The sequence below is a fragment of the Pantoea sp. RSPAM1 genome (genome assembly GCF_038816185.1).
Taxonomy (GTDB): domain Bacteria; phylum Pseudomonadota; class Gammaproteobacteria; order Enterobacterales; family Enterobacteriaceae; genus Pantoea; species Pantoea ananatis.
Window position 1 is genome coordinate 2,515,740 of sequence record NZ_CP046137.1, and the last position, 14,701, is coordinate 2,530,440.

At 55.4% G+C, this 14,701-nt stretch carries 12 protein-coding genes; 3 read left to right on the forward strand and 9 right to left on the reverse strand.

Annotated features, from left to right (window positions below; translation table 11 throughout):
• Positions 1-43: 43 nt before the first annotated feature.
• Positions 44-934, forward strand: coding sequence for an aromatic amino acid DMT transporter YddG (gene yddG / locus GKC68_RS12320; RefSeq protein WP_342656186.1), 891 nt, complete (start codon positions 44-46; stop codon positions 932-934).
• A gap of 69 nt (positions 935-1,003) precedes the next feature.
• Positions 1,004-1,867 carry an excinuclease Cho gene (gene cho, locus GKC68_RS12325; RefSeq protein WP_058706012.1) on the forward strand — a complete coding sequence of 288 codons (864 nt, stop codon included), beginning with the start codon at positions 1,004-1,006 and terminating at the stop codon, positions 1,865-1,867.
• Between the two features lie 79 nt (positions 1,868-1,946).
• Here cho and spy read toward each other — a convergent pair whose 3' ends face one another.
• The 6 genes from spy to GKC68_RS12355 form a co-directional block, all read right to left on the reverse strand.
• Entirely contained in the window at positions 1,947-2,438 is a 492-nt protein-coding gene (gene spy, locus GKC68_RS12330; protein ID WP_342656187.1) for an ATP-independent periplasmic protein-refolding chaperone Spy, read from the reverse strand.
• 282 nt (positions 2,439-2,720) lie between these two features.
• Complete coding sequence (astE, locus tag GKC68_RS12335; protein ID WP_028722155.1) at positions 2,721-3,716, reverse strand: succinylglutamate desuccinylase; 996 nt, start codon at positions 3,714-3,716, stop codon at positions 2,721-2,723.
• 49 nt (positions 3,717-3,765) lie between these two features.
• Complete coding sequence (gene astB, locus GKC68_RS12340; RefSeq protein WP_058706009.1) at positions 3,766-5,091, reverse strand: N-succinylarginine dihydrolase; 1,326 nt, start codon at positions 5,089-5,091, stop codon at positions 3,766-3,768.
• The gene (astD, locus tag GKC68_RS12345) at positions 5,091-6,557 is read right to left on the reverse strand and encodes a succinylglutamate-semialdehyde dehydrogenase (protein ID WP_342656188.1); all 1,467 of its coding nucleotides are present in this window, start codon (positions 6,555-6,557) and stop codon (positions 5,091-5,093) included. Before astD ends, astB begins: the two co-directional genes overlap by 1 nt.
• Positions 6,554-7,585, reverse strand: a complete 1,032-nt coding sequence (gene astA / locus GKC68_RS12350; RefSeq protein WP_028722152.1) for an arginine N-succinyltransferase — start codon at positions 7,583-7,585, stop codon at positions 6,554-6,556. Before astA ends, astD begins: the two co-directional genes overlap by 4 nt.
• A complete protein-coding gene (locus tag GKC68_RS12355) occupies positions 7,582-8,802 on the reverse strand; it encodes an aspartate aminotransferase family protein (RefSeq protein WP_028722151.1) in 1,221 nt (406 codons plus the stop codon). Before GKC68_RS12355 ends, astA begins: the two co-directional genes overlap by 4 nt.
• An 887-nt stretch (positions 8,803-9,689) precedes the next feature.
• Between GKC68_RS12355 and GKC68_RS12360 the strand changes: the two genes are divergently transcribed.
• Positions 9,690-10,781: a porin gene (locus GKC68_RS12360; protein ID WP_058706520.1), complete on the forward strand. Its 1,092-nt coding sequence runs from the start codon at positions 9,690-9,692 to the stop codon at positions 10,779-10,781.
• Between the two features lie 419 nt (positions 10,782-11,200).
• On the opposite strand, the gene GKC68_RS12365 is transcribed toward GKC68_RS12360, so the two are convergent.
• The 3 genes from GKC68_RS12365 to GKC68_RS12375 all read right to left on the reverse strand — a co-directional run bounded on the left by GKC68_RS12365 (position 11,201) and on the right by GKC68_RS12375 (position 14,686).
• Positions 11,201-12,673, reverse strand: coding sequence for a YchO/YchP family invasin (locus GKC68_RS12365; RefSeq protein WP_089528643.1), 1,473 nt, complete (start codon positions 12,671-12,673; stop codon positions 11,201-11,203).
• 138 nt (positions 12,674-12,811) lie between these two features.
• On the reverse strand, positions 12,812-13,606 hold the full coding sequence (locus GKC68_RS12370) for a glucose 1-dehydrogenase (protein WP_089528642.1): 795 nt from the start codon (positions 13,604-13,606) through the stop codon (positions 12,812-12,814).
• Positions 13,607-13,618: 12 nt separating this feature from the next.
• On the reverse strand, positions 13,619-14,686 hold the full coding sequence (locus GKC68_RS12375; protein ID WP_028722147.1) for an ABC transporter permease: 1,068 nt from the start codon (positions 14,684-14,686) through the stop codon (positions 13,619-13,621).
• Positions 14,687-14,701 lie beyond the last annotated feature (15 nt).

A 14,701-nucleotide genomic window follows, 5' to 3' on the forward strand; every position in this document is an offset into this window, starting at 1 on the left:
GCCGCCCGCTGCCCGCTGGCGGCTCCTTTAGACGTTGAGTTTTATGCCTGCTAACTTGTCACGCGCTACCTTAATCGGTTTGAGTGCGATTCTGCTCTGGAGCACCACCCTTGGCCTGTTGCGCAGCGTCAGTGAGGCGTTTGGCCCGACCGGCGGCGCCGCGCTGATTTATTCCACGACGGCGATTTTACTGTGCCTCACGCGCGGCATCCCCCATCCGCGTTCCCTGCCAGGGCACTATCTGCTTGTGGGCGGCACCCTGTTTGTCGGCTATGAAATTTGCCTGGCGCTGGCGATTGGTCTCGCCAGCAACCGTCAACAGTCGCTGGAACTGGGGATGATCAACTATCTCTGGCCCTGTCTGACCATCCTGCTGGCCATTCCGCTTAATCACCAGCGTTTTCGCCTGTGGCTGTGGCCCGGACTGCTGCTTTCCCTGTGCGGAATCATCTGGGTGATGAAGGGCGCCAACGAAGATGTACTGGGCCAGATGGCGCAGAATATGGCCCACAATCCTACAGCCTACCTGCTGGCGTTTAGTGCGGCATTGACGTGGGCGCTCTACAACAACATCACGCGCCGCTTTGCACGTGGCAGCAACGGCGTCACCCTGTTTTTTGTGGTGACGGCTCTGGCGCTGTGGCTCAAATTCGCGTTGTTCAGCCCTCAGGAAACCATGCAGTTTAGCCTGGCTGCTGCTGCAGAGGTGCTGTTTATGGGTGCATCGACGGCGGTTGCCTATTCGGCCTGGAACTATGGTATCCAGCATGGCAACCTGACGCTGCTGGCGACCGCATCCTACTTCACGCCGGTGCTCTCGGCGCTTCTGGCCTCGCTGTGGCTGGACCTGGCGCCGGCGGTGAGTTTCTGGCAGGGCGTCGCCCTGGTCACCGCCGGGTCACTACTTTGCTGGCTGGCGACCCGACGTTTATAAATCATCTCAGACTGGCGAACGTTTAACCTGCCTGTTACACTGTATGGACAACCAGTACAGGAGTCCGTTTTGGTAAGACGTGCAGCGACCCATCGCCTCGAATTTGACGCGGCAACCATTTATGAATACCCGGAGCATTTGCGCGAATGGCTGGAAGGCCTGCCCAATCAGCCCGGCGTTTATACCTTCCATGGCGACAGCGAGACCTTGCCGTTGTACATCGGCAAAAGTGTGAATCTGCGTTCGCGCGTGATGTCCCATTTTCGTACGCCTGACGAAGCAAAAATGTTGCGACAGTCGCGGCGCGTCAGTTGGATCCCCACGGCGGGCGATCTCGGTGCGCTGTTGCTGGAAGCGCAGATGATCAAAACGCAGCAGCCCCTGTTTAATAAACGTCTGCGCAAAAACCGTCAGCTCTGTTCGCTGCGCATCACTCCAGAGGGTAAACCGGACGTCGTCTATGCCCGTGACGTCGATTTTAGTCAGTCACCGAATCTGTTTGGGCTTTACCGCAGTCGTTTTGCCGCGCTGGAACGCCTGAAACAGCTCGCCGATGAATATCAGCTCTGCCACGGTTTACTCGGTCTGGAAGCGGTGAGTGCCAGCCGGGGCTGTTTCCGCTCTGCCCTGCGCCGTTGTGCCGGAGCCTGCTGTGGCAAGGAGCCCGTCAGCGATCATCAGGACAGGCTGCTGTCTGCGCTGGAGAGCGTGCGGGTATTCTGCTGGCCGTGGCAGGGTGCCGTGGCGCTGGTGGAGAAAGGCAAACACATGACGCAGATCCACGTCATCGATCACTGGTTTTATCTGGGCTCGGTAAACACGATCGAAGAGGCAAAAGCCCTTAAACGTGGCAAAGGTGGATTCGATCATGACGGCTACAAAATTCTCTGCAGCCCGGTGCTGTCTGGCAACTACCCTGTTATTCCCCTCTAACAAAAAAACCGCCGGCACTGCCCACATCACGTGGACAAGGCCGGCGGTCTTCAACCGTGTTTACTGATTAACGCGCGGATTATTCAGCGGGGGCTGGTGCGGGTGCCATTTTGTCGTGCATCGGACGTTTTTCAGTCAGGTGCTTTTCAAAATTGGCGTTGTACTGTTTTTTCTGCTCCGGTGTCAGCACGTTATACAGCTTATTCTGCGTTTCCATCATGGCAACCGCGTTGGCTTTCGCGTTGGCCGTCATTTTGTCTGCCTGGGCTTCAGCCTGGGCTTTATCAAAGCTGTCAGAGGCGATGATGGCATGGGTTGCACGACGCTCATCCAGTGACGGACGCTGCATTTCACCGCGGCGCTCTTTCATAATTCCATGCATTTTGGTCTTTTGATCGGCGGTCAGGTTCAGACCGCCGAACATCATATCCATACCGTGCCGCATTGGTTTATGCATCGGCTTTTCCGTGCCTGCCGGTGGCGGTGTCAGATTATCTGCCTCAGCATGAACAACCGATGCCGCGCCAAATGCCAGAGTAGAAGCCAGTAACAGAGAAGTTAATTTACGCATCACAGTGTCCTTTTTATTCACTTGTTCAGTTTCGTAACGACAGCACTCTGTCGCGTCTTCGGAAACAAGCATACGACGCTGAACGTCAATTACTGCGAGCGAGAGTAAAAGCGTGAAAGCGCAAAAGCCACAATTCAGGCAATCGTGGAGGGATTAAGAAGAAAGCGGTGAGGAATTGAAAAAGAGTATGAATAATCAGGCGATTTCGGATAAATCGTGGAGAATTGTAATGCCTTTAGCAGTAAAGCGGAAGGTGTCTTCCGCCTTTTTATTTGGATAAGGTCAGAGAGGCAATGCCTGGGTTTGTTCGCTTTCCTCAATCAACATCAGGCCCGCCCGCAGTCCCAGCGCAACACGCGGGTTAGGAAACAATACATACTCCCGCGCCTGCTGCACGAAATAGCGTTTTTCCCCGTCTTCAGCCAGTAAGGCACCCTGCGGGAAGGCGGTGAAGTTTTTGGTGTCATCACTCATATGAAGCTGAAAGTTCTCGCTGTGTCGGGTGATCTGCTGGCTTACCCGATAGCGGCGCGGGACGGATTGCGCTTCCGGTAAGGTCTCGCCATACAACAATGCTGCCAGCGCCTGGGCAGCCGCGCTAAACTGGGTTAAATCGTTTTCGCCAAAGGGCCGGGCCTGCCCCAACTCCAGCGTACAGCTGGCTGCGCCGAAATGTTCACAGCTGAAATGGGTGAAAGTGCCCGCTGGCGAGCGATGGAAAACCAGCGCCTCCAGTCCGGCTGCCGCCAGCCAGTGCAAAAACGCCGCCGGCCATGGCCGATCGTTCCTCGGCATTACGCCAAAACGCGTGTGATAAGAACCGCGCAGGGCCGTATGCATGTCGAGGTGCCAGCGGCTTTCATCGCACTCGCCCAGTTGCCAGAAATTCTCCAGCGTTTGCTCCAGCCGCAGCACTCGCCGGGCCTCATCCCCGTCATCAATCTGTTGCCAGCGTCCGCCGAACAGTCGGTTAATGTCGTAGGCCACGTAGCGTTTTCCTGCGCGCAGCGCTGAGGGATTACCCAATACCACCAGCATGCGCTGCTGAAGCGGCTTCTCGCCCTGAAGTAACGGCGTGATGAGCTGGTTGAGCATTTCTACAGGGGCAGTCTCATTGCCGTGCACCCCTGCAGAAAGCACCAGCGCCTGTTTAACCGGCGTTTTGGGCTCCATGAGAAGAATACCGTGATACAACCACTGCCAGCGAAGATGCGCCGTCTCACCTTTACGCTTACGCGGTGCTTCACCAGACAGCGTCTGCTGTAAAAAGTCCTGCATCGTTCCTCCTTAAGACCGGAAGCGGGCAGCCCTCGTGGCAGCGCCTGCTTCACTGCTGAAATGCATACACATTTCCTAAGTCTAGCAGTCTGGTCAATTCATCAAGGGCAACCCGCCCCTCCTGCAGCAATTGCGGATCGGTTAAATCGTCTTGCGTTAGCCTGTCGCGGTAGTGACGGTCGACCCACTGGTTGAGCGTGGTGAACAGGCGATCGTTCATCAGTACCGCAGGATTCACCGCCCGTTGCTCATCTGGCGTTAACACCACGCGCAGACGCAGGCAGGCCGGTCCACCGCCATTATGCATGCTTTCCCGCAAATCAAATACCTGTAATGACTGCAACGGCCCATCGCACGCTACCTGCTCGCTCAGGTAGCGCCATACGCCAGGATGCTGGCGGGACTCTTCGGGCAGCACCAGCATCATGCTGCCGTCGGCACGGGTCAGAAGCTGGCTGTTAAACAGGTAAGTGCTCACCGCATCCTGCACGGAAACCCGGGAGGTTGGTACTTCAAGCGCGACAAACCCCGGAACATATTCGTGCAAGCGACGTAACAGCGCGGGCTGATCGACAAATGCCTGCTGATGGCAGAACAGCATTTGCTGATTGCTGACCGCGATAACATCGTTGTGGAAAACGCCCTGATCGATGACCTCAGGATTTTGCTGCGCAAAGATCACCTTGTCGGACGCAAGCTGATGAAGACGGGCAACGGCTTCGCTGGCCTCGCGGGTTTGTCGGGCAGGATAACGCTGCGGAGCCGAGCCAGACTGGTTATCACGACCGTAAATAAACAGTTGTACGCCAGCATCACCATAATCGCCGCCCAGTCGATTATGGTTGGCGGCGCCTTCATCGCCAAACAGCGCAACCTGAGGCAGCGCATCATGCACGGAAAAATGGGCCGGATCGCGAAATATGGCCCGTAACAGCGCCGCCGTTTCCGGGGCTTCGATCGCGCGATGAAATTTATTATTGAGGTTGGCAACCGTAAAATGCACACGACGATCGGCGCTGTCGGCAGAAGGCGAAACCGTGGCGGCATTTGCCACCCACATTGCCGAGGCTGAACTTGCTGCGGATAGCAGCGCCGGTGCGGTTTTTCCTGCTTTTTCCAGCACCTGTGCGTCGCTGCCGCTAAAGCCCAGTTGACGCAGCACGGCGATATTCGGCCGCTCATGGGGCGGTATCACGCCCTGAACGAATCCCATATCGGCCAGGGCTTTCATTTTCAACAAGCCCTGCTTTGCCGCCAGGCGCGGGTTCGATGGCTGTCGCTGGTGACGCGTGGAGGCTTCGTTGCCAAATGACAAGCCCGCATAATGGTGGGTCAGTCCGACCAGACCGTCGAAATTCGCTTCAATGGCTTTCATTAACGGGCTCCTTGCGGCGAAAAGTCGAGGCCCGGCGACAGGGCTTCAGGAAGGCTAAGCTCAGGTGATTCCAGTGAGGCCATCGGCCAGGCGCAGTAATCCGCCGCATACCACGCGCTGGCACGGTGGTTGCCCGATGCACCAATACCGCCAAAAGGTGCCGTGCTGGCGGCGCCCGTCAGGGGTTTATTCCAGTTAACGATCCCGGCCCGCGCTTCCAGCAGCAGTTGTTCAAACTGTGCACGCGAGGGCGAAATCAAGCCGCATGACAGACCATAGCGCGTCTGGTTGGCCAGCCGAATGGCCTGAGGATAATCGTCATAACGGATCACGCCCAGCAGCGGCCCGAACACTTCCTCATCAGGCAGACCGTCCACCGACGTTACATCAATAATCCCCGGGGTTAGTAATGCCTGTTGGCGATTGGGCCAGCGCATCGCCAGCAGCACCTTGCCGCCCGCCGCGACGCGCTGCTGCCATTCGGCATAAATTTTTTCGGCGGCGGCGCAGGAGATGACGCTGCCCATAAAAGGTTGGGGACTGGCATTCCAGGCTCCAGGCTGCAGCCGCCCAGCCACCTCAATCAGCCGCTGCAGGAAGGCATCGCCTGCGGCACCGCGCCTGACCAGCAAACGTCGGGCGCAGGTACAGCGCTGACCTGCGGTAATAAACGCTGACTGAATCGCAATATGCACCGCGCCCTCAATATCCGCCGGATCTTCCACGATCAGTGCATTGTTGCCGCCCATTTCCAACGCCAGCATTTTTTCCGGCTGCCCGGCAAACTGGCGATGTAACTGATAGCCGGTATGCGCGCTGCCGGTAAAGAGTAGCCCGTCAATCTCCTGGTCCGCCGCCAGCGCCTGACCGGTTTCACGGCCGCCCTGGACCAGCCCGATGACGCCCGCTGGCACGCCCGCCGCCTGCCACAGCTGCACTGTTTTTTCAGCGGTCGCAGGCGTAAGTTCACTGGGTTTAAACACCACACAGTTTCCCGCCAGCAAGGCCGGCACGATGTGCCCGTTGGGCAAATGTCCCGGAAAGTTATAGGGGCCAAATACCGCCAGCACGCCATGAGGACGATGACGCAAGGCGCTGTCGCCCTGCTGCTGTTCCCCGGTGCGCTGATGATAGGCCTTCACTGAAATACTAATTTTATTGATCATTGCGGTGACTTCGGTCAGGGCTTCCCAGCGCGGCTTGCCCGTTTCCTGCGCGATACACTCGGCCAGGGCCGTTTTATGTGCCTCAAGCTCTGCCGCAAAGCGTTCGACCAGGGCCTGACGCGCGGCAAACGGCTGTCTCGCCCATGCCGGAAATGCCGCCCGCGCCGCCTGGCAGGCCGCGCTCACCTGCGCCGCTGAGGCCGCTGAACCCTGCCACAGGATTTCACCGCTAACCGGATCCTGTTTGGAAAAAGCCGCCGACTCGCCGTTGAGCCAGTGTCCGTTAATCAGGTGCGTCATACTTTTTTCTCCTCGCTCCACAGCGTCACGACGCGCAGGCTGTCGCCCGGCTGGCAGTGTAACGCCTGCAGCTGTTCATCATTGAGCTGAACACTTTTCGCCATGGGTTCGACAGGTAAAAGTGCAACACGAAACTGGTGATAATCGCTATTCGCGACTAAACAGAGCGGCGCATCCTGTGGCGCATCCCCCCGTTGAGCCGTCAGTACCCGGCTTTCGCGCACCGCTCGAATATCGTCGATATCGCACTCCAGCGTCGGGCCACCATCAAAGATGTCGATATACTGGCGATAGCGAAAGCCTTCAGCTTCCAGCACCGCTCGCGCCGGGGCCGTTTTGGGATGTACCTGACCAATAACGGCTTGCGCTTCTGGCGTCAGATAGTGCAGATAAAGCGGGTGCTTGGGCATCAGTTCGGCGATAAAGGCTTTTTGCCCGGTGCCACTCAGAAAGTCGGCTTTGCGAAATTCCATTGAAAAGAAGTGAATGCCCACGCTGTCCCAGAACGGCGAATGCCCCTGCTCATCACTGACGCCGCGCATTTCGGCAACCACCCGCTCCATAAAGTATTCGCGGAAGTTCGCCATGAACAGAAAACGCGATTTCGACAGGAGATAACCGTTTTTGCCATCGCGGTAATCGGCATCCAGGAACAGCGTGCAGAGTTCGCTGCTGCCGGTATGATCGTTACTTAGCGATAAGGTCGGTAAGGCGGCGTAAACGTTCAGCTCTTTCGAGGCGTGCACCTGTGTTCCTACACGAAAGTTATACCAGGGTTCCTGCAGCCCAACCGCAACCTCAATGGCGCAGATCCCCACCGCACGATTATCCTGGCTGTCTGCCAGTACAAATACATAGCCCTGCTCGGCCCGCGGCAAACTGCCCTGCCAGGTTTGCAGCGATCGCTCAATCCGGGCCTGTAAGGTGGCGCTGTCAACCGGCAACGAAGTCAGCCCGCCGCCCGTTTTCGCCGCCAGTTCCATCAGTTGGCTGAGATCGTCCCGTTCGACCGGACGGATCACCATCATGATGTCTTTCCTTGTAGCAGGTGTTCACACGCCTGGGCAAAACGCGCCATGCCGGTCTTCACTTCCTGCTCACTGATGTTGAGCGCGGGCGCGAAGCGCACCACGTTGGCTCCGGCAATCAGCACCATGACGCCATATTCCGCGGCGATAAGGTTGATCTGTTTCGCTTTGCCCGCAAAGTCATCGCTCAGCACGGCACCGATCAGTAACCCCAGCCCGCGCACCTCTTTAAACAGGTGCAGTCGCTGATTGAGGTCGTTTAGCGCCGCGACGATCCAGTCATGACGTTGCGTGACACCGGCCATCACTTCAGGCTGGTTAATCAGTTCCATGACTTTTCCGGCCACTGCGCCCGCCAGCGGATTGCCGCCATAGGTCGTTCCATGGGTACCTACGCCCATGACCTGAGCCAGATCCTCGCGCGTCAGCATCGCCCCAATAGGAAACCCGCCGCCCAGCGCTTTAGCGCTGGTTAGCACATCCGGCGTCACGCCATAGTGCATATAAGCGTAAAGCGCGCCGGTCCGGCCCACGCCGCTCTGCACTTCATCGAAAATTAACAGCGCGTTATGTTTATCGCACAGTTCACGCAGCCCACGCAGGAAGGCGGGTTCGGCGGGCACAACGCCGCCTTCCCCCTGAATGGGCTCGACAATCACGGCACAGGTGCTGTCGTTAATCAGGTCTGCCGCTGAGGCAAGATCGTTAAAGGCGGCGTGCTGAATATCCGCAGGGAGCGGCGCAAAATCCCGCGAATAGGCGGGCTGTCCACCCGCTGAGACCGTAAACAGCGTGCGACCATGAAAGGCATTTTTAAACGCCACGATGCCGCTTTTATGCATTCCAACCCTGTCGTGTGCCACTTTACGGGCCAGCTTAAGCGCCGCCTCGTTAGCCTCGGCACCGGAGTTACAAAAGAAAACCCGATCGGCAAAGGTGGCATCAATCAACTGCTTCGCCAGGCGTAAAACGGGTTCATTGGTGTAACCGTTGCCCGTATGCCAGAGGCGTGAGGCTTGCTCCTGAAGTGCCTGCTGGAGCGCGGGATGCGCATGCCCGAGCGCATTAACGGCAATGCCCCCGGCAAAATCGATATAGTCTTTTCCCTGCTGATCCCAGAGGGTTGAACCTTCAGCTCGGACCGGTACAAAGCTGGCGGGTGCATAAACGGGCATCATCCATTGATCAAAATCCTGACGCGAAACCTGCAGTGACATAGCCCTTCTCCTGTTCCCCAGCGGGTAACGTATTTGTATGTTAATTGTTAAAAATGTAATAAATCTCGCCCTACTCTAGTTTGCAGATAGCGTGCCAGCCAAGGATTAAAATGCATAAAACAAGCTGCATTAAGGAATATCAATAGGTTACGAAAGGTCGCTATTCACTTATTTTGCATAAATAGTGAATAGTTATCTGATAAAGGTGGCATGGCAGAGCTTTTTAAAGCAGAATTATGCATTCGCGGGATGAAATATCGCTTTTGTGATCGCTGATAAACTATCTGCTCAAAACAGTGCAGCAACCGCTTTAAATCAGGGCAGTTGCACGGCTGTCGTGCAGAGGAGGGTAAGTATTAGAGATCACGTTAATGCGTCAGACAGGATTTTTATCAGCGTAATTTAAAAACATGATTGAAAAATACCCACCCTCTTAATTTAAATATATTTATATGAGTCTGGTAATATTGTTTCACGGGTTATCATCAGAGCATTAATAAATTAATTATTGACGCTTTAATTATTACCAAGCGCCCTAATGGTTAACCATCAAACCTTTTTCGTTCATTTATCGCACAAGGTGTGTTGATTTCTTAGACAGAAAGGCTATCGATATCATTTTTTTGCCATATTGCATTTTCCCTTTCTATAAAAATCACTAATCATCTGTTTTATATGCTTTTATTGCATTTATATTGCTGGCAGGGTCATAAGAAAAAGCACTGACATGTAGCACTATCGCCCCCAGACTGGCTTAACTGGGAGTTAGTTCCTTAAAATACACATTTAGTTACACTTATTGCGCTAGGCTGAATTACCAATTTGTGTCATTTTCTTTTCACCCCAACAGAGGGGAAATAATAATATAACCACAGGGTAAATAATAAATGATGAAGCGCACATTAGTGGCGGCATTAATGCCGTTACTGATCGGTCTGTCTACTGCTCAGGCCGCACAGATTTATAATAAAGACGGGAATAAGCTGGATTTACAGGGCAAGGTTAACGTTTCGCACTATTTTTCTGACGATAAGTCAAATAACGGCGATCTTACTTCCTATGCCCGTATCGGTTTTAAAGGTGAAACGGCCATTACCGACAAACTCACCGGTTACGGTTTCTGGCAGTACCAGTACAGCGTGAAAAACTCTGAAGGTAGTGATGCTAACAACGGCAACAAAACCCGTTTGGGTTATGCCGGTCTGAAATATGGCGAGCTGGGTTCACTGGACTACGGCCGTAACTACGGCCTGGTCTATGACGCATTAAGCTATACCGATATGTTGCCTGTCTGGGGCGGTGATTCTGCCTATAACGACGCCTTCCTGACCGCTCGTTCAGGTGGTGTGCTGACGTGGCGCAATAAAGACTTCTTTGGTCTGGTAAAAGGCTGGAACGTCGCGGCTCAGTACGAAGGCAAGAACGATCGTAGCTCAACCAACACGCCTGGTCTTCAGGTCAGCCGTGCGAATGGCGATGGCTTTGCGCTGTCTACCTCTTATGACTTTGATTTTGGTTTGAGTTTTGCGGGTGCTTACGCCAGCCTGCAACGTACTCAGGCACAGAACGCAGCCACCTTCGGCCGCGGCGACAAAGGACAGGTATGGGCAACCTCTGTCAAGTATGATGCCAACCAGATTTATCTGGCGGCGATGTACGGTGAAACGCTTAACGCCACCCCCATGCCATCAAGTGCAACTGGCTTTGCCAACAAAGCGCAGAACATGGAATTCGTTGCACAGTATCAGTTCCTGAACGGCTTGCGCCCTTCCGTAAGTTATGTGACCTCTAAAGGCAAAGATATTGAAGGGATCGGTGATGCCGACCTGTACAAATACTCTTCTGTGGGCGCGACTTACTACTTTAACAAAAACATGTCAGTGTACGGTGAATACCGTATCAACCTGCTTAAGAAAAATAATCCGTTGGGTCTGGCGACAGATGACATCACGGCAGTGGGTCTGGTCTACCAGTTCTAATCGTTTACCCTCATTGCAAAACGGCCCGGCCTGTGTCTGACGGGCCGTTTTTTCATCCGCCAGCCTGAGCCCAACCTTTCCACGCACACTTCCCCCCTTTTAACAGCGCCAAGGCCGGGAGTGAGAAATCACCTCGACGTTCAACAGCCTGCGGGTTCAATCATCACCCACGCTGTCAGTTCGCTAGTGAGATATTCGATGATGTCAGCGCGTGCACTTACGTCTGAAGATATCACCGCAATCCCGGGCAGGATCGGTAAAAGGCACAAATGTCGCCTCGTGTCTGACCCGAAAAGGTGAATACATCTTTGCATCCAGTTTGGCAGGAAGAAGAATCAAGGCAACCCGGTGACCGCCATTATTAAGGATCGCAGGCACTTTCCCGCCCGACAACATACTCTCTCGCGCTGTAACCTGACTTATTCGCTGAAACTCAGGCTGTTACCGGAAGACGGCATCTGGACAGCACCCTCAACCGCCGGCTCATCCATCGACAATGGCGCTTGCACTTTCAGTGTGATCCAGTTTGACGTGACGCGCTGCTGCTTGCTGTCTTCCACCGTGACCGACAGACGGTACTCATTGCTGGCACCCGGCGTGCTGTCCCAGGGGGGAACGATCACGCTCCAGCCATCAATGGCATTATTGTTCGGCGGTGATGTCAGGCTCAGTGCCTGAGTATCGCCCTGCCAGCTCAGCGCCTTAATGCTATGACTGGCGCGCAGTTGCAGCTTGAGCGGTACGCTCTCACCGGGATTGAGCTGCCAAGGCGGCGTCGCCAGGAATACAGACAGCGTTTTACGCTGCCTGTAGGCCATCACCGGGTTTTGGCTGCGCGTCACCGTGTCGTAGCGGCTGCCCCGTAAGGAGCGCGCTTCCGCGACGTTACTGGCATCCAGCTGCTTGCTCAGCGCGACCCCAAAGCGGTAATTGAGTTTGAGGCCAAGCTGATCCTGGCTCTCTCCGGCACTGCTGGTTTTGTGGCTGGCCGAAATGGTCACCAGCGGCACGGGCGTATAAGACAACCCCAGCGAGAGCGCCGACGGGTTATGGTAACGGTTGCCGCTGTTAAACAGGTCAACCTTTTCCCCCAGATATTGCTGATAGCTGAATGATACGCCCAGCTGACGATAGAACGGCAAATAGCTTTGGGTGGTGATGTCGTAACCTTCGGCCATGCGATACTGCTGGCTGTTACCGCGATTACGCCATCCCGACAAGGGATGATAGTAGTTAGCAGAAAAGCGCAGATTGTTGCTCCAGGCCTCAGTGCCCACCGAGGCGCGCTGAAGCCCGGTGCGAAAGCTGCGATCGATAAAACTGTTGTAACCCAACAGCCAGTTGCCTGCGTCCCAGCGCTGACCCAGCCCGGCATTCCCTACCACGCCTTCAACAGAGTCGTGCAGCCCAAGCTGACTGAACGTAAGGTAGCGATTCTCATCAGCCAGCGGGCTGAACAGATTGCCGCTGGTGCCGTCAAAGTTGCCGGCCATGTCCACGTTTAAGTTGAACTCTGCGTTGCCATAAGGCGACAGTAAAGACTGCCCTTCACTCTCAACCCGCGTCGCCACTTCGTCGCGCAGTCTGTCAAAAGCCCACTGCCCGGCCTGCTCGCCCAGAGTCAGATCGCTGCTGCTTTCATTGGCCTCCGCAATACTTTTGGCCGCCTTCGCCAGCTTTTTGCTCCAGTCATGGTTATCTTCAACGTTGCCAAGAGAGGGAAGATCGTCCAGTGACTGGCGAAAACGCGAGGGATCGCTAAAAGGGGTTTCCGACACCTGATGATCCGTTTGCAGCGCACCGGCGGGCAGCGCCAGAAGCGCAGTCAGAGCAGCGAGAGAGAAAGTCAGAGGTCTAAACATTACATCATTACGTCCGGGCATAAAAATCATCAGGTGGTTTCTCAACGAGAATGATAAAACCAGCGCTGATTATTTTAGCATAATGTGACCCAGATTCATGACTTGACCCGATATTTGTGCATCTACGGGCCACCTGGCCGCACGTCGCGGTCAGGCAACCCGCTTGTTTCAGGAAAAAATCAGGCCGCCATCGACATTGACGGTCTGTCCGGTAATGTAGCGCGCATCATCCGATGCCAGAAAGGCGACCAGCCCGGCAACGTCCTGTGGCTGCCCCGCCCGTTTAAGGGGAATGTTCTCTACCCATTCCGCCATCAGCTCGCCTTTACCATAGGTTTTTTGTTGCGTGCTCAGAATTTCGCCCCAGACGCGATCGTTGTAATCCCACATTTCGCTTTCGATGATGCCAGGGCAAAACGCATTAACCGTGATGTTCCAGCGGGCCAGCTCCAGCGCCAGACTTTGCGTAATGCCAATGACGCCCATTTTGCTGGCAGCATAGTGCGGCGTGTAGATAAATCCTTTACGCCCCTGCCCTGAAGAGGTGTTAATCAGGCTGCCGCCGTTTTGCTGCACCATGTATTTAGCGGCTTCACGACAGCACAACCAGACGCCCGTGGTGTTCACCGCCAGCACGCGTTCGAAATCGCTTTTGGGCATATTCCCAAAGGTATCAATCGTGATAATACCCGCGTTCTGAACCGAAACGTCAATGCGGCCAAAGCGCTCAAATGCCTGCTGGTACACCTGCTGCACGTCGTTCTCATCGGTTATATCCGCCTGCAGGGCCAGAATCGCGTTGGCGATGGGCCGCAGGCTGTCCGCCGTGGTATAAACACGTTCAGAATTGGATACCATCACCAGGTTTGCGCCCTCGCGGGCAAATCTGGCGGCAATGCCTGCGCCGATACCGCGACAGGCGCCGGTGATGACGACCGTTTTCCCACTAAAATCCCGGTTCATTGTGTTCTCCTGTTATCCATGACGTATGTCAGCATGGGGCACCGCCGGCGGCTGCTTATCATGGCGGCGCAGTAGTATCACTTTGCTTTGTAAACGCTGCTGGAACTGGTCGATCACCACGGCGGTGACAATCACCACGCCTTTGATCACCATCTGCCAGAAATCACTGACGCCCATCATCACCATGCCATCGGCCAGAAAAACAATTACGAAGGCACCGATAATGGAGCCCGACACGCGGCCACGGCCGCCTGCCAGCGCCGTGCCACCCAGCACCGTGGCGCCGATGGCATCCATCTCAAACATGTTGCCTGTCATGGGGTGCGCGGTTTGCAGCTGAGAAGCCACCACCAGCCCGACTAGTCCGGCACACAGCCCGGAAAAAGCGTAAACAAACACTTTGACTTTGATGATGGGCACTCCCGCCAGCCGCGCCGCCGACTCATTGCCGCCGGTGGCATAGATATAGCGCCCAAGCGGCGTTTTCCGTGTCAGGTACAGGCCAAGAAGTAAAAAGCCGATCATCAGCCAGATGGGAATAAAAACCCCCAGTACGGTGCCGGAACCCAGTAGTGCGAAACCGGTATTGCCTAGCGCGGGCATGCCAACCAGATTGGCGTAGGTGGCACCATCGTTAAACAGCAGTGCGGCGCCACGGGCCACATACATCATGCCCAGCGTACAGATGAAAGGAGCAACACCGAGGCGAGTAATCATCGTGCCGTTGACGATGCCCACCAGCGTGCCAAACAGCGCGACCGTGAGGATCACCTCCGGCACATTAAGAAACAGTCGCTCGCCATTCCACAGCGGTACGCCCGACGTCAGTAAGGCGCCCGCCACCATGCCGCAGATCCCGGCGACGGCACCGACAGACAGGTCGATACCGCCGGTCAGGATCACCAGGGTCATACCGATGGCCAGCAGCCCGGTAATCGCCACGTGCTGGGTCATAATCAGCATGTTCGACGGCGTCAGGAAATTAGGCACCATCACGCTAAAAAAGCCGACCACGATCAGCAGCGCAATAAAGGTACGCGCCTTGAGTAAGTACATGTACAGCAGATATTTTTGATTCATCTTATTCTCCGGCAA